This is a genomic window from Variovorax sp. KBS0712, assembly GCF_006323185.2.
GTDB classification, from domain to species: Bacteria; Pseudomonadota; Gammaproteobacteria; order Burkholderiales; family Burkholderiaceae_C; genus Variovorax; species Variovorax boronicumulans.
Genome location: NZ_VCCD02000005.1, coordinates 43,811 through 59,625, shown reverse-complemented (window position 1 = coordinate 59,625; position 15,815 = coordinate 43,811). Strand labels below are relative to the sequence as shown.

At 70.9% G+C, this 15,815-nt stretch carries 13 protein-coding genes; 11 read left to right on the top strand and 2 right to left on the bottom strand.

The window, feature by feature from the left end; all coding sequences use genetic code 11:
• Nucleotides 1–61 precede the first annotated feature (61 nt).
• Nucleotides 62–400 (top strand): hypothetical protein, encoded by a 339-nt coding sequence (locus FFI97_RS30985; RefSeq protein ID WP_139700479.1) that lies wholly within the window; start codon nt 62–64, stop codon nt 398–400.
• A gap of 22 nt (nt 401–422) precedes the next feature.
• Here the strand turns inward: FFI97_RS30985 and aqpZ are convergent, their stop codons facing one another.
• Both aqpZ and FFI97_RS30975 read right to left on the bottom strand, forming a co-directional pair.
• Entirely contained in the window at nt 423–1,127 is a 705-nt protein-coding gene (aqpZ, locus tag FFI97_RS30980; RefSeq protein WP_095747097.1) for an aquaporin Z, read from the bottom strand.
• Nucleotides 1,128–1,315: 188 nt separating this feature from the next.
• Nucleotides 1,316–2,329 (bottom strand): zinc-dependent alcohol dehydrogenase family protein, encoded by a 1,014-nt coding sequence (locus FFI97_RS30975; protein ID WP_139700478.1) that lies wholly within the window; start codon nt 2,327–2,329, stop codon nt 1,316–1,318.
• Between the two features lie 101 nt (nt 2,330–2,430).
• Between FFI97_RS30975 and FFI97_RS30970 the strand changes: the two genes are divergently transcribed.
• From FFI97_RS30970 to FFI97_RS30925, 10 genes are all read left to right on the top strand, one after another.
• Nucleotides 2,431–3,339, top strand: a complete 909-nt coding sequence (locus FFI97_RS30970; protein ID WP_139700476.1) for a LysR substrate-binding domain-containing protein — start codon at nt 2,431–2,433, stop codon at nt 3,337–3,339.
• A gap of 67 nt (nt 3,340–3,406) precedes the next feature.
• On the top strand, nt 3,407–4,456 hold the full coding sequence (locus FFI97_RS30965; RefSeq protein WP_260685229.1) for an ABC transporter substrate-binding protein: 1,050 nt from the start codon (nt 3,407–3,409) through the stop codon (nt 4,454–4,456).
• 158 nt (nt 4,457–4,614) lie between these two features.
• Entirely contained in the window at nt 4,615–6,651 is a 2,037-nt protein-coding gene (gene htpG / locus FFI97_RS30960; protein WP_139700474.1) for a molecular chaperone HtpG, read from the top strand.
• Complete coding sequence (locus FFI97_RS30955) at nt 6,648–7,202, top strand: hypothetical protein (protein WP_139700473.1); 555 nt, start codon at nt 6,648–6,650, stop codon at nt 7,200–7,202. The genes htpG and FFI97_RS30955 overlap by 4 nt, the downstream gene beginning before the upstream one ends.
• 58 nt (nt 7,203–7,260) lie before the next feature.
• Nucleotides 7,261–8,607: an SWIM zinc finger domain-containing protein gene (locus FFI97_RS30950; RefSeq protein ID WP_139700472.1), complete on the top strand. Its 1,347-nt coding sequence runs from the start codon at nt 7,261–7,263 to the stop codon at nt 8,605–8,607.
• Nucleotides 8,604–10,166, top strand: a complete 1,563-nt coding sequence (locus FFI97_RS30945; protein ID WP_139700471.1) for a DUF5691 domain-containing protein — start codon at nt 8,604–8,606, stop codon at nt 10,164–10,166. Before FFI97_RS30950 ends, FFI97_RS30945 begins: the two co-directional genes overlap by 4 nt.
• Nucleotides 10,163–11,242: an AAA family ATPase gene (locus tag FFI97_RS30940; RefSeq protein ID WP_139700470.1), complete on the top strand. Its 1,080-nt coding sequence runs from the start codon at nt 10,163–10,165 to the stop codon at nt 11,240–11,242. The genes FFI97_RS30945 and FFI97_RS30940 overlap by 4 nt, the downstream gene beginning before the upstream one ends.
• A gap of 13 nt (nt 11,243–11,255) precedes the next feature.
• Entirely contained in the window at nt 11,256–13,604 is a 2,349-nt protein-coding gene (locus FFI97_RS30935; RefSeq protein WP_144004551.1) for a DUF5682 family protein, read from the top strand.
• Nucleotides 13,601–14,815, top strand: coding sequence for a VWA domain-containing protein (locus tag FFI97_RS30930; RefSeq protein ID WP_139700468.1), 1,215 nt, complete (start codon nt 13,601–13,603; stop codon nt 14,813–14,815). Before FFI97_RS30935 ends, FFI97_RS30930 begins: the two co-directional genes overlap by 4 nt.
• A complete protein-coding gene (locus tag FFI97_RS30925) occupies nt 14,812–15,810 on the top strand; it encodes a Bug family tripartite tricarboxylate transporter substrate binding protein (protein WP_260685228.1) in 999 nt (332 codons plus the stop codon). Before FFI97_RS30930 ends, FFI97_RS30925 begins: the two co-directional genes overlap by 4 nt.
• Nucleotides 15,811–15,815: the final 5 nt, after the last annotated feature.

Sequence of the window (15,815 nt, the reverse complement as noted above, 5' to 3'; positions counted from 1 at the left end):
CTGCGCGCGGTCCGCGCGACGGCACCGGACCGGAGACAACCTGCCCTCAGGAGAACACACCATGCGCACTTCGATCCAATTTCTTGCCGTTGCTTCCTTCGCCGCGTTCGCGGTGCTGGGCACGGTCAATGCCTCCGCCGAAACCACCGACGGTTCGGACTTCCACCCGCTGCAGATGAATTCGCCGGAGAACCCGGAGGTGCAGGCCGGCGCGATGGCGGCGGCACGTCCGAGCGGCACGGAGCCCATCGGGCAGTCGACGTCGGCGCCGGCGATCAACGGGATGACCCCGGTGTCCGACATCCAAGCCGGCGCCTATGCGGCCTCGCACCCGACGGGCACCGAGCCCATCGGGCAATCGACTTCACTGCCGATGGTGAAGTCGGGCAGCGGAAGCTGAGCTAGCCTCCGCTGCGGAAAGCTCAGTCGTCGTTGCTGCTGAGCAGTGCGCGGTAGATCACCGCGCCGATGATCGCGCCCACGATCGGGGCGACCCAGAACAGCCACAGTTCCGACACCGCATACGACGGGCCGAACAGCGCCGGGCCGGTGCTGCGCGCCGGGTTCACCGAGGTGTTGGTCACGGGGATCGACACCAGGTGGATCAGCGTCAGGCACAGGCCGATGGCCATGCCCGCGAAGCCGGCCGCCGCGCGCTTGGCGGTGGCACCCAGGATCACGATCAGGAACACGGCGGTCATCACCACCTCGCTGATGAGTGCGGCCGTCATGCCGTACTTGCCGGGCGAGTGCTCGCCGTAGCCGTTGGTGGCAAAGCCGCCGATGTCCGCACCCGGCTTGCCGGTGGCGATCAGGTACAGCACGCCGGCCGCCGCGATGGCGCCCAGCACCTGCGACACGATGTAGCCTGGCAGCTGCCCGGCCTTGAAGCGGCCTGCGGCTGCGAGGCCGATCGACACGGCCGGGTTGAAGTGGCCGCCCGAGATCGGACCGAGCGCATAGGCGCCGGTGACCACCGTCAAACCGAAGGCCAGCGAGACGCCGAGCAGGCCGATGCCGACGCCCGGAAAGGCCGCCGCCAGAACTGCGCTTCCGCAGCCTCCGAGCGTGAGCCAGAAAGTACCAATGAATTCTGCAGACCACTTTTTGTAGGTACTGTGTTCCATAACGCTCCATCCTGAAGTTGAGAAAGCACGCTCGGCGGGGGCCGAACGCGGGCCGCATTCTAGGAACGGGAAATGGAGGCGTCGAGCAAACCGGCGCGCTTAGCGGCAACTGTTCACGAATGCTGTGGATTTGTGCCCTGCAGCATTTGCAAATGGTCGGGCGAAGGCGAGGCCGCGTCACATCGTCGTCATGCCATCGTCACGACGACCTTGCCGAACGCGCCGCGTTCCAGGTGGTCGAGCGCGGCGGGCAGCGCGTCGAAGCCGTAGCGCGCGGCGATCACCGGCTTGAGCGCATTCGCATCGACTGCGCGCACCAGCTCTTCGAGCGCACGCCGGTGGCCGACGCCGATGCCCTGCACCGTCACGCGGCCGAGCACCATCGCGTAGAACGACGCGCTCAGCGTGTCGCCGCCGAGCATGCCGATGATCGACACGCGCCCGCCCTGCTTCACGGCTTGCAGCGAGCGGTCGAGGTCGGGGCCGCTGGAGAGCTCGAGCACGTGGTCGGCGCCGCGCCCGTGCGTGAGCCGGCGCACTTCGGCGGGCCAGTCGCTGTCGCGCGCGAGCACGTGCGTGGCGCCGAGCGCGCGTGCCGCGGCCTGCTTGTCGGCGCTGCCCGTCACCACGATGGCCTGCGCGCCATGCAGCCGCGCGAGCTGCAGGCCGAACAGCGCGACACCGCCGGTGCCGTGGACCAGCACCGTCTCGCCCGCGCGCAGGGCACCGGTTTCCACCAGCGCGAACCACGCCGTGAGGCCGGCGCACGGCAGCGTGCTGGCTTCCTCGAGGCTCAGCGTGGCGGGCGCGGCCACGGCCCAGTTCGCATCGATGCACACGTGCGAGGCCAGCATGCCCGGCCCGGGGCCGCCGAGCAGCGTGGTGTCGGCGTGCCAGTGGCTGTCGGTCCAGCCGCCCCAGAAGGTGTTGATCACGCGGTCGCCCACGACGAAGCGGCGCACGCCGGGGCCCACGGCCACCACGGTGCCCGCCATGTCCGAGCCGGGCGTGAAGGGCAACTCGAGCGCCATGCCCATGCCGTCGCGCACCATGAGCAGGTCGCGGTAGTTGAGCGCCACCGCGCCCACGCGCACGAGGATCTGGCCCGGGCCCGGCGAGGGCATCGGCGCTTCGGCCTGTGCGAGGTGGGCGCGGCCCAGTCGGGGAAGCTGCCAGCGGCGCAGCACATCGGGTTCTTGCATCGGAAAAGGCTCCATCGGAAAAGATCGGCCTTGATGCTATTGACGATGAAAACGATCCGGTGGTGGATAATTTTCCGAAGAATGGTGCTTGAAAGTATCCAATGAGCCAACGCCTGCAAGGCATCGAGGAGTTCGTCGCGGCGGTGGAGGCGGGCAGCTTCGCGCTCGCCGCGCAGCGCCTGCACGTCACCCGTTCGGCCGTCGCCAAGAGCATCGCGCGGCTCGAGGCGCGACTGGACACGCGCCTGTTCCTGCGCACCACGCGCAGCCAGAGCCTCACCGAGGAAGGGCACGGCTACTACGAGCGCTGCCGCCGCGCGCTGGCCGAGCTGGAGGCGGCCGAGGCGCTCACCGACGCCGCGCGCCACACGGCCGCCGGCCTCGTGCGCCTGAGCATGCCGGCGATGCTCGGGCGGCTCAAGGTCGGGCCGCTGCTGCTGGCATTGGCGCGCCAGCATCCGCAGCTGTCGCTGGAGCTGGCCTTCAACGACCGGCGCGTCGACCTCGTGGAAGAGGGGCTCGACCTGGCCATCCGCAGCGGCGAGCTCGACGACAGCGCCGGCCTCGTGGCGCGGCCGGTCGGCGTGCAGTGGATGCTGCTGTGCGCCGCGCCCGCCTACCTGGCCGAGCGTGGCCATCCGCGCGACATCGCGGCACTGGTCGCGCCGCACGAGGCCGTGTACTACGCCCGCGACGGGCAGGTGTCGCCCTGGCGCTTTCGCGAGGGCGATGCGATGGTGGAGGCCGCGCTGCCGTCGCGGCTGCGCTGCGACAGCGCCGAGGTGCTGCTGGAGGCCGCCATCGGCGGCATGGGCCTGGCGCGGCTGCCGGCCTGGCTGGCGGCCGACGCGCTCGCGGCCGGCACGCTGGTGCGCGTGTTCGAGGAGCCCGAGCCCTTCGGTTTTCCGCTGCACGTGATCCGCACGCCGAGCCGCTACCTGCCGCTGAAGACGCGCGTGGTGATCGACTGGCTGGTGGAGCACCTGCCGCCGCTGCTGGCGGCGCGCTGACCTCAAGCACTCACGCCGGCGCTATCCTGCGCCTTCATACAACGTCGAACAACGAGGAGACCTGCCCATGCCTTCATTCGCCCCCCGGCACACCGTGCGTGCCCTTGCCACCGCCTGCCTGGGCACGACGCTGCTGCTCGGGGCGTCGCAGGCCGCCGCGCAGGGCACCGTCAACGCGCTGTGCAGCACCGACGCGGGCTGGTGCGAGGCGGCCGCCACGGCCTTCACGCGCGAGACCGGCATCAAGGTGCAGCAGGCCCACAAGGGCACCGGCGAAATCGGTGCGCAGTTGCGCGCCGAAGCCGCCAACCCCAAGACCGACCTCTGGTGGGGCGGCACCGGCGACCCGTTCCTGCAGGCCGCCGAGCAGGGCCTGCTCGAGCCCTACCGGCCGGCCTACATCAACGACCTGCACGACTGGTCGGTGCGCCAGTACGCCATGTCGCAGAACATGGTGGGCGGCTTCTACACGAGCGCGATGGGCTTCGGCTTCAACACCGAGCTGCTGAAGAAAAAGAAGCTCGCCGAGCCGAAGTGCTGGGCCGACCTCATCAAGCCCGAATACAAGGGCGAGATCGAAATCTCGCACCCCGCCACCAGCGGCACGGCCTACACCGTCATCGCGGGCCTGGTGCAGCAGATGGGCGAGGAGCCCGCGTTCGACTACCTGAAGAAGCTTCATAAAAACGTCACCAGCTACACGCGCAGCGGCCAGGCCCAGGCGCCCAACGTGGCCAAGGGCGAGGTGGCGATCGGCGTGAGCTTCATCTTCGGCTTCGAGCGCTGGCGGCACGACAAATTTCCGGTGAAGACCGCCGCGCCCTGCGAAGGCACGGGCTTCGAGATCGGCGGCATCGCGCTCGTGAAGGGCGCGCGCAACAAGGAGAACGCCAAGCGCTACTACGACTGGCTCATGAGCCCCGCTGGCCAGTCCATCGGCGCCAAGGCCGGCAGCCTGCAGTCGCCGGCCAACAAGACCTTCAAGCCCGATCCGCGCATTCCCTCGATGGAGAGCGTGAAGCTCATCAAGTACGACTTCGAGAAGTACGGCAAGGCGGCCGAGCGCAAGCGGCTCATCGACCGCTGGACGCGCGAGGTCGAATCCCAACCGCGCTGAAAGCGCGGCGCTGAGCCGACACCCGTGTGACAAAGTTCGCGCGGCCTTGCGCTCGTTGTTTTTTGGCGCGACAACCCCAGTTCATAAAGTTGGCAAGGCCGCCGCCCGCCACGGGCGGCTCGCCTTAGAATTTTTTGGCTTCGATCCCTTTCTTTCCCATGGCTGATTCCTCCAATACCAAACTCCCGTTCCAGGCTGAAGTCGCGCAACTGCTGCACCTCGTCACGCATGCGCTGTACTCCAACAAGGAAATCTTCCTGCGCGAGCTGATCTCGAACGCGTCCGACGCGTGCGACAAGCTGCGCTTCGAGGCGCTCGACCACCCCGAGCTCTACGAAGACCAGCCCGATCTCGACGTGCGCCTGTCGTTCGACAAGGCCGCGCGCACCCTCACCATCACCGACAAGGGCATCGGCCTGTCGCGCCAGGAAGCCATCGACAACCTCGGCACCATCGCCAAGAGTGGTACCAAAGACTTCATGAGCCGCCTGAGCGGCGACCAGAAGGCCGACGCGCAGCTCATCGGCCAGTTCGGCGTGGGCTTTTACTCGGGCTTCATCGTGGCCGACAAGATCACGGTCGAGTCGCGCCGCGCGGGCCTGCCCGCCGACCAGGGCGTGCGCTGGGTGAGCGGCGGCGCCGGCGACTTCGAGGTGGCCGACATCACGCGCGCCGCGCGCGGCACCAGCATCACGCTGCACCTGCGCGATGACGCCGACGAATACCTCAACGCCTGGAAGCTCAAGCAGATCGTCGGCAAGTACTCCGACCACATCTCCCTGCCCATCCTGATGGAAAAGGAAGAGTGGAAAGACGGCGAGAACGACCAGCCCGGCGACATGGTGAAAACCGGCGAGTGGGAAACGGTGAACAAGGCCAACGCCCTGTGGAGCCGCCCCAAGAAGGACATCACCGCCGAGCAGTACGAAGAGTTCTATAAAAGCATCAGCCACGACTTCGAGGCGCCGCTGGCCTGGAGCCACAACCGCGTCGAAGGCAGCACCGAGTACACGCAGCTGCTGTACATCCCGTCCAAGGCCCCGTTCGACCTGTGGAACCGCGACAAGAGCGCGGGCGTCAAGCTGTACGTCAAGCGCGTCTTCATCATGGACGACGCCGAGGCGCTGCTGCCCAACTACCTGCGCTTCGTGAAGGGCGTGATCGACTCGGCCGACCTGCCGCTGAACGTGAGCCGCGAACTGCTGCAGGAAAGCCGCGACGTGAAGGCCATCCGCGAAGGCAGCACCAAGCGCGTGTTGTCGATGCTCGAAGACCTGGCCAAGAAGCAGAAGACTGCGCCCGAGAGCGGTGAAGGCAAGGTCGACGTGGGCTCGGGCGAATCGGTGCCCGCCCCCGAGCCGACCGAAGGCGTGACCGATGTCGTCGACAAGAACACCACCCCCGCCGCCGAAGCCGCCGCCGAGTACGCCGACGAATCGGGCAAGTTCGCCAAGTTCTACGCCGAGTTCGGCGCGGTGCTGAAGGAAGGCCTGGGCGAGGACATGGGCAACCGCGACCGCATCGCCAAGCTGCTGCGCTTTGCCTCCACCACGAGCGACGTCGCGAGCGTGAGCTTCGCCGACTACAAGGCGCGCATGAAGGAAGGCCAGGACGCCATCTACTACATCACGGCCGACAACCTCGCCGCCGCCAAGAACAGCCCGCAGCTCGAAGTCTTCAAGAAGAAGGGCATCGAGGTGCTGCTCATGACCGACCGTGTCGACGAGTGGGCGCTGAACTACCTCAACGAGTTCGACGGCACGCCGCTGCAGAGCGTGGCCAAGGGCGCGGTCGACCTGGGCAAGCTGCAGGACGAAGCCGAGAAGAAGGCCGCCGAGGAAGCCGCCGAGTCGTTCAAGCCGCTGCTCGAGAAGCTGAAGGAAGCGCTCAAGGACAAGGCCGAGGACGTGCGCGTGACCACGCGCCTGGTCGACTCGCCCGCCTGCCTCGTGGTGGAAGACGGCGGCATGAGCACGCAGCTCGCGCGCATGCTCAAGCAGGCCGGCCAGCCCGCGCCCGACCTCAAGCCCGTGCTCGAAGTCAACGCCGAGCACCCGCTGGTGAAGAAGCTCGAAGGCTCCGCGCATTTCGACGACCTTGCGAACATCCTGTTCGACCAGGCACTGCTGGCCGAAGGCGGCCTGCCGGCCGACCCGGCTGCCTACGTGAGGCGCGTCAACGCGCTGCTGGTGTGAACGCCCGGCCGCGCATCGTTCGTCGCGCAGCGGCTGCCACCTCGGCGCTGCTGCTGTTGCTTCTGGTGGGCGGCTGTTCGCACTATCACATCGGCATCCCGCTGGTGCCCGGGCTCTCGCTCGGGCTCGGCGCCACGAAGGACGGCAACTTCTCCGTCGGCCTGAACACCGGCTGGGGCCCGCTCGGCGCGGGCGTGGCGCTGCACGACAACGGCGCCGTCACTGGCTCGGCCAGCGTCGGCGTGGGCGTTGGTGTCGGCCCGATCGGTACCGGCGTAGGCGTCGGCAAGAGCGTGGTGCTGCACAACCCGTACGAGACGGCGCCCGCAGCGCCTGGGCAGGCGACGCCTGGCGTGGTGGTGCCTGCTTCGGCAACGGCCACCGCGCCTGTCAGCGTCACCAAGGCCGGCGTCACGCGGCCCATGTCGCCGTCGCCACCGATCGCCGCCGCACCCGTGCCGGCGGCACGCGTGTCCTACCGCCCCTCCGCTGCGAAAACAGCGGTCGTGGCTGGCGAAGCAGGCACGCCCGGCAATCCCATCGCGCCCTGATGGTCGCGCCCCTCCCACCCCTGACCGCGCCGCGGCCCGGCGCGAGGCTGCCCTTTCCATGAGTCTCAGTACCGAAGCCGTCCTCGCGCTTGCGCCGGACGACGCCTCCGCGAAGGCCGCCAAAGGCCTGCTCGCGCCCGCCAAGTGGCCCACGCTCGCGCACTCCGACGACGCTGTCTGGGGCGAATGCCAGGGCAGCGGCAGCAAGCCCTACCAGACGCAGGTCGACCTGTCGGGGCCGGTGTTCCGCTGCTCCTGCCCGAGCCGCAAGTTCCCCTGCAAGCACGGCCTGGCACTGATGCTGCTGCGCGCGCAAAGCGAAGCCAGCTTCACCGCCGGCGCGCCGCCGCCGTGGGTGGCCGACTGGCTCGCCTCGCGCCGCGAGAAGGTCGAGAAGAAAGAAGCCCGCGCCGCCGAACCGGCCGCCCCGCCCGATCCTGCTGCCGCCGCCAAGCGCGACGCGCAGCGCTGGAAGCGCATCGAGGCCGGCGTGCAGGAGCTCGCGCGCTGGCTCGACGACCAGACCCAGCGCGGCCTGGCCGCGCTCGGCAGCGAGCAGGCCGAGGGCTGGACCGCCATGGCCGCGCGCATGGTCGACGCGCAGGCGCCGGGGCTCGGCCAGCGCATCACGCAGGCGGCCGAGCTGATCGGCGCCGGCGAAGGCTGGCCCGCGCGGCTGCTCGACCGGCTGGGCCGGCTGCAGCTGATCGTGGATGCGGTGCCGCGCCGCGACAGCCTCTCGCCCGCCACGCGCGCCGACCTGCGCGCCGCCCTCGGCTGGCCGCAGGACCGCGAGACGCTGCTGGCCGACGGCGAACGCGTGAGCGACCACTGGCTCGTGCTGGGCCAGTGCCTGGACGAGCGCGACACCAAGCTGGTCGAACGCCATGTGTGGCTGCAGGGCCGCGCGAGCGGACGCCGCGCGCTGCTGCTCGACTACTCGCACGGCGGACGCGGCTTCGAGACCGGCTGGGTCAGCGGCAGCGAACGCGCGGCCATGCTGTGCTTCTATCCCGGCCACGCCTCGCAGCGCGCGGTCGTGGCCGAGCTGCCGGCCGAGGCCGCATCGACCGCAGCGCCGGTCGCCGCCCCCGACGAAGCCGGCGAATGGCAACGCATGGCCCAACAGATCGCGGCCAACCCGTGGCAACCGCTGCTGCCCCTGGTATGGGCCGATGCCGTGCCCGCGCGGCATGGCGACCAGTGGTGGCTGCGCCTGGGCGCCGCGTCGCAGGCCCTGCCGATGCAGCTGGCCACAGCCGAAGCCTGGCAGTTGCTGGCGCATTCGGGCGGCGCGCCGCTGCGCGTGTTCGGCGAATGGGACGGCGAACAGTTCGCGCCGCTCACGGCGTGGGCGATTGAGGGTGGGGCACCCGTCTGGACCTTGAGCGGAGCACGCACATGAGCCACTGGAACACCTTGCTGCAGACGGCCCTCGTCGGCACCGCCCGCCAACCCGTGCCGGCCGCCGATGGCATGGCCGGCGATTTCGGCGCGCTGCTTCAAGCGCTGCAACAACCCACCGACAGCGCGCAAGGCCAACTGCTGCGCGTCGCGGGCGCCGTGGCCGTGGGCCGCCGTGCGGGCTTCGTCGCGCCGGGCCTGCCGGCCGACGACGCACCGCCCGCCGCCAACGATCCTTCTCCCGCGCTCGGCGACCCCACCTTGCTCGCCGTGATCGCCGATGCACTCGCCAGTGGCCCGCAGCGCCTGCAGCACGAGGTGCTGGCCGTGCTCGCCACCGCTGGCTGGCGCCTGCCACCGAGCCTGCTGCCCGCCGCGCTCGATGCCGGCCGCCGCGACACCGCATTGCGGCCCGCCGTGGTGCTCGCACTCGGCGAGCGCGGTCGCTGGCTGGCCGCGCGCAACGACGACTGGCGCTACGCCGTCGGCGCCAGCGCGCAGGCCGACACGCAGACCCGCTGGGACGAAGGCAGCATCGACCAGCGCCGCGCCGTGCTGGCCGAGCAACGCCGCGACGACCCGGCCGGCGCGCGCGAACGCCTCGCCGCCGAGCTGCCGCAGCTGCCCGCCAAGGAACGCGCCGTGCTGCTCGGCGCATTGGCCGAGAACCTCGGCCCCGACGACGAAGCGCTGCTCGAAGCCCAGCTGAAAGACCGCGCGCGCGACGTGCGCCAGACCGTGGTCGAGCTGCTGCAGCGCCTGCCGGCCAGCGCGCACGTGCGGCGCGTCGAAGCCTTCCTCGCGCCCTTGCTCTCATCGCAAGGCGCGACGTGGCAACTGAACGCCCCCGAAGCCGCCGACCCGCGCTGGAAGGACGACGCCATCGACGCCGCGCGCCCCACGCACGACAGCCTCGGCGAGCGCGCGTGGTGGCTGTACCAGCTCGTGCGCCAGATGCCGCTCGCTTGGTGGACCACGCGCACCGGCCTGACGCCCGCTGCATTGCTCGACTGGGCCGCCAAGGGCGACTGGCACGACGCGCTGCTGCGCGGCTGGAACGAGGCCGTGCTGGCCGCGCCCGACTTCGACTGGTGCGACGCGCTGCTCGACCGCCCGCGCGCCCACCGCGGCGGCGTGGGCCCGCTGCTGGCGCTGCTGCCGCGCGACCGTCGCGAGCGCCACTGGGCCGCCCAACTCGGCGATGCCGGCCAGGGCGTGCAGGACGTCGTCGCGTTTGCCGACCAGGCCTGCGCGCCCGGCGACACGCCGTCGGCCGCGCTGTCGCTGCGCATCGCCCAGGCACTGCGCATGCGCGTCGAGCGCGGCGACCTCGTCAACGACTACGTGCTGCGCCAGGTGCTCGGCACCGCCGCCGCGCTGCTGCACCTCGATGCACTGCCGCTGCTGGCCGACCTGCCGCGCGCGGCCGAGGAAAGCCCCGGCCTCGCCAACGCACTGGCCGACACCGCGCGCATCGTGCGCGCGCGCCGGCTGGTCGCCACGCTTCCTTCTTCTTCCTCTTCTTCCTCACTTTCAACCTCTTCCCAAGGCCGTCCATGAGCAATGTCCTGCGCCAGCATGCCGAACAGCAATTCGCCGAAGAACTCGAAGCGCTCCAGAAGGTCGACGACCGCCAGCGCCCGGCCAACTGGAAGCTCTCGCCCTGGGCCGTGCTCACCTACCTGATGGGCGGCAAGCTGGCCAACGGCTTCGAGGTCAGCCCCAAGTACATCGGCAATTCGCGCCTGATGGAAATCGCCGTGTCCACGCTCGCCACCGACCGCGCGCTGCTGCTGTACGGCGTGCCGGGCACGGCCAAGTCGTGGGTGTCGGAGCACCTGGCGGCCGCGGTGAGCGGCGACTCGACGATGCTGATCCAGGGCACGGCCGGCACCAGCGAAGAGCAGCTGCGCTACGGCTGGAACTACGCCGAGCTGCTGGCCCATGGCCCGTCCGAGAAGGCGCTGGTGCCGAGTCCGCTGGTGCACGCCATGCGCCTGGGCAAGATCGCGCGCGTCGAAGAACTCACGCGCATCCCGGCCGACGTGCAGGACTCGCTGATCACCGTGCTCTCGGAAAAGACCCTGCCCGTGCCCGAGCTCGGCACCGAGGTGCAGGCCACGCGCGGCTTCTCGGTGATTGCCACTGCCAACAACCGCGACAAGGGCGTGAACGAGCTGTCGAGCGCGCTCAAGCGCCGCTTCAACACCGTGGTGCTGCCGGTGCCGTCGAGCGAGACCGAGGAAGTGCAGATCGTCGTCAAGCGCGTCGGCGAGCTGGGCCGCGCGCTCGCGCTGCCGGCCGAGCCGCCCGCGCTGCAGGAAGTGCGCCGCGTGGTGCAGATCTTCCGCGAGCTGCGCAACGGCCAGACCGAAGACGGCAAGACGCGCATCAAGTCGCCCACGTCGACGCTCTCGACCGCCGAGGCCATCTCGGTCATCAACAGCGGCATGGCGCTGGCCGGCCATTTCGGCGACGGCGTGCTGCGCTCGGCCGACGTGGCCTCGGGCCTGATCGGCGCGGTCATCAAGGACCCGGTGCAGGACCAGGTGGTGTGGAAGGAATACCTGGAGACCGTCGTCAAGGAACGGGCCGACTGGAAGGACCTCTACCGCGCCTGCCGCGAACAACTCTGACGCGAGCCGGCGCATGAGCACGAGCGCGGCGCCTTCGCCGCTGCACTATTTCGGCATCCGCCACCACGGCCCCGGCTGTGCGCGCAGCCTGCTGCGCGCCTTCGAGTCGCTGCAGCCCGACTGCATCCTCGTCGAGGGCCCGCCCGAGGCCGAGCCGCTGCTGTCCTTCCTCGCGCACGCCGACCTGCAACCGCCGGTGGCGGTGCTGATCCATGCGAGCGAGGACACCGGCCTGGCCGCGTTCTATCCCTTCGCCACCTTCTCGCCCGAATGGCAGGCGTTGCAGTGGGGCGCCGCGCGCGGCGTGCCCACGCGCTTCATCGACCTGCCGCAGGCGCACCGCATGGCGATCGAGCAGGCCGCGCGCGCGGCCGACGAGGCCAAGGCGCAAGCGCCTGAAGAAACACCACTCGGCGATGACGAGACCGACACGGTGCCCGTCGCCGAAACCGTCGATGCGCCCGAGGAGGAACAAGCCGCGCACACGCTGCCCGACGACCCCTTCGACTGGCTCGCCCATGCCGCCGGCTATGCCGATGGCGAGAGCTGGTGGAACCACATGATCGAGGAGCGCGGCGACGGCGAAGACCTGTTCGGCGCCATCGCCGAGGCCATGACGGCCGTGCGCGCCGAAACGCCCGAGGACCGGCGCGGCGTGCGCGCGATAGAACGCGAGCAGCGGCGCGAAGCCTTCATGCGGCAATCGATCCGCGAGGCCGTCAAGGCCGGTCACCAGCGCATCGCCGTCGTCTGCGGTGCGTGGCACGTGCCCGCGCTGCAGGGCGCGGCCACCGCCAAGGCCGATGCGGCGCTGCTCAAGGGCCTGCCCAAGCTCAAGGTGCTCGCGACCTGGGTGCCGTGGACCTACCGGCACCTCACGAGCGCCAGCGGCTACGGCGCCGGCATCGATTCGCCGGGCTGGTACGAACACCTGTGGCAGCAGGGGCACGAAGTGGCGGGGCGCAGCACCGGCTGGCTCGCCCGCGTCGCGCGGCTGCTGCGCGAGCACGACCTCGACTGCTCCTCCGCCCACCTCATCGAGGCCACGCGCCTGGCCGACACGCTCGCCGCATTGCGCGAGCGCCCCGCGCCCGGCCTGCCCGAGCTCGACGAGGCCGTGCGCAGCGTGATCTGCATGGGCGAGCAGGCGCCGCTCACGCTCATCCGCGAACGCCTCACGGTCGGCGACCGCATGGGCCAGGTGCCGGCCGACGTGCCCACCGTGCCGCTGCAGCGCGACCTCGAACAGGCGCAGAAGAGCCTGCGCCTCAAGCCCGAGGCCACCGCGAAGACGCTCGACCTCGACCTGCGCCAGCCCAACGACCTGGCACGCAGCCACCTGCTGCACCGCCTGCGCCTGCTCGACCTGCCGTGGGGCGAGGTCACCGCCGGCCAGCGCGCGAGCCGCGGCACCTTCCACGAGGTGTGGCAGCTGCAGTGGCAGCCCGAGTTCGCGCTGCGCGTCATCGAAGCCAGCCGCTTCGGCGCCACCGTGGCACATGCCGCCAGCGCGCGCGTGATGGAAGGGCTCGCGGCCGAGACCTCGCTCACCGCACTGGCCGAGCAGGTCGACACCGTGCTGCTGGCCGACCTGCCCGTGGCCGTGCAGGCCGTGACCCGCGCGCTCGAAGACCGCGCCGCGCTCACCGGCGACGCCGTGCAGCTCATCGGTGCCGTGCCGCCGCTGGCCAACGTGTTCCGCTACGGCAGCGTGCGCCAGACCGACAGCGCGCTGCTCTCGCACGTGCTCGACAGCCTCATCGTGCGCGGCGCCATCGGCCTGCCGATCGCCTGCGGCGCGCTCGACGCCGAAGCCGCCGAGTCGCTGCGCACCCGCCTCATCGGCGCGCACGACGCGGTGCGCCTGCGCGACGGCGAAGAAACGACCACCGCCTGGCGCAACGCATTGCGCGCCATCGCCTTCGGCGAAACCGGCGCGCCGCTGCTGCGCGGCGTGAGCTGCCGGCTGCTGCTCGACGACGCGCAGATCGACAGCGACGGCGCCTCGCAGCAGCTGGCACGCAACCTCTCGGCCGGCGCGCCGCCGACCGATGCGGCGGCCTGGCTCGAGGGTTTTCTCAACCGCAACGCGATGGTGCTGCTGCACGACGATGCCGTGTGGTCGCTGGTCGACGGCTGGCTCGCGGGGCTCGGCGAAGAGCACTTCGTGCAGGTGCTGCCGCTGGTGCGGCGCAGCTTCGCGGACTTCTCGGGTGCCGACCGGCGCGCGCTCGGCGAGCGCGCGAAACGCGGCGCCGTCGGCGGCACCTTGCCGTCCGCCGTGGCCGCCACTGACTGGGACGAATCACGCGCGGTGCTCGCGCTGCCGCTGCTGCGGGAACTGCTGGGAGTGAAGGCATGAGCGCGAATCCAACATCCATCGACGAAGAAGAAACCCTGCCGCCCACCGACCGCCTGCAACGCTGGCGCCTCGTGCTCGGCAGCGAGGCCAACGCCAGCTGCGGCGCCATCGAGGGCCGCGTGCGCGAGATCGACCAGGCGCTGGCCGCGCTCTACGAAGCCGACGGCCGGCGCGGCCTGGGCCAGGGCGGGCAGCGCGGCGGCCGGGGCGATTCGGCGCCCAGCGTGGCGCGCTGGCTCGGCGACATCCGCAAGTACTTTCCGAGCCAGGTGGTGCAGGTGATGCAGCGCGACGCGATGGAGCGCCTGAACCTGCGCCAGATGCTGCTGCAGCCCGAGATGCTCGAGAACGCGCAGCCCGACGTGCACCTGGTGGCCAACCTCGTGGCGCTGGCGAGCGTGATCCCGGCCGGCACCAAGGACACGGCGCGCGCCGTGGTGCGCAAGGTGGTCGACGAGCTCATGAAGAAGCTCGAGGAGCCGATGCGCAGCGCCGTGAGCGGCGCGCTCAACCGCAGCCAGCGCAACCGCCGCCCGCGCCATTCGGAGATCGACTGGCACCGCACCATCCGCGCCAACCTGCGCCACTGGCAGCCCGAGTACCGCACCGTGGTGCCGCAGACGCTGGTGGGCTACGGGCGCAAGGCGCGCCAGCCGCAGCGCGAAGTGATCCTGTGCATCGACCAGAGCGGCTCCATGGCCGCGTCGGTCGTCTACTCGAGCATCTTCGGCGCGGTGATGGCGAGCCTGCCGGCGGTGTCGACCAAGCTCGTGGTGTTCGACACCGCCGTGGTCGACATGACCGAGCAGCTGCAAGACCCGGTCGACCTGCTGTTCGGCGTGCAGCTGGGCGGCGGCACCGACATCAACGGCGCCGTGGGCTACTGCCAGACGCTGGTGCGCGAGCCGCGCAACACCATCCTGATCCTCATCTCCGACCTGTACGAAGGCGGCGTGGAAGACGGCCTGCTGCGCCGCGCCCACCAGCTGGTGGAGGCCGGCGTGCAGTTCATCGCGCTGCTGGCGCTCAGCGACGAAGGCGCGCCCTCGTACGACCGCGACCTGGCCGCCAAGCTCGCGGCGCTGGGCGTGCCCTCGTTCGCCTGCACGCCCGATGCGTTCCCCGGACTCATGGCCGCCGCCATCAAGCGTGAGGACGTGTCGACCTGGGCCGCGGGGCAGGGCCTGAAGACCAGCCGGGCCGCCCCGTGACGCAGCGCCGCCTGCCGGACCTGACACGGCGGCGGCTGGCCGCATCGCTGGGTCTGGTGGGTCTGGTGGCGGGCACGGCCTGGGCGCAGCCCTCCGACGACACCGCGCGGCCAATCCGCTGGATCGTGCCTTTCCCCACGGGCGCGATCGCCGACGTCGTCGCGCGCGCCATCGGTGCCCAACTCACCATCGACACGGGCCAGCCGGTGCAGATCGAGAACCGGCCCGGCGGCAACACCGCGCTCGCCGCCCTCGAGGCCGCGCGCGCACCGGCCGACGGCCACACCGTGCTGTCGGCCGACAACGGCATGTGGGTGTTCAACCCCGCGCTGTACCGCAGCCTGAGCTACAGCCCGTCGCGCGATTTCACGCCCGTCACGCAGCTGGTGCGGCTGCCGATGGTGCTGCTGGTCGGCCCGGCCAGCGGCGTGCGCGATGCGCGTGCCTTCATCGAGGACGCGCGCGCCTTTCCGGGCCGCTTCAGTTTTGCCTCGGCCGGCAACGGCAGCGCGCAGCACCTCGCGATGGCGCTGCTGGCGCGCGAGGCCGGGCTGGAGATGGTGCATGTGCCGTACCGCAGCGCCGGGCCGGCGCTGGTCGAGGTGGCGGGCGGGCAGTTGCCGTTCGCGATGGGCGAGCTCGCCACGGCGCGCCGCTTCATCCAGGGCGGCCGGCTGCGTGTGCTGGCGGTGGCGAACCCTGCGCGCCTGGCGCAATGGCCGGGCGTGCCGACCTTTGCGGAACTGGGCCTGCCGAAGGTCGAGGCTGCGATCTTCCACGGCCTCGTGGCGCCCGCGGGCACGCCGCCCGAGGTGGTGGCGCGGCTGCAGCGCGCGGTGGCCAGCGCGCTGCACAACCCGGTGGTGCAGCGCCGCCTCGCCGAGGCCGGCGTCGAGCCGGTGGGCGGCACGCCGGCCGAGTTCGAGACCCTGCTGGCGCGCGAGTCGGCGCGCTGGCATCCGCTGATCCGCGCGCTCAAGCTCTCGCTGGATTGAACAGG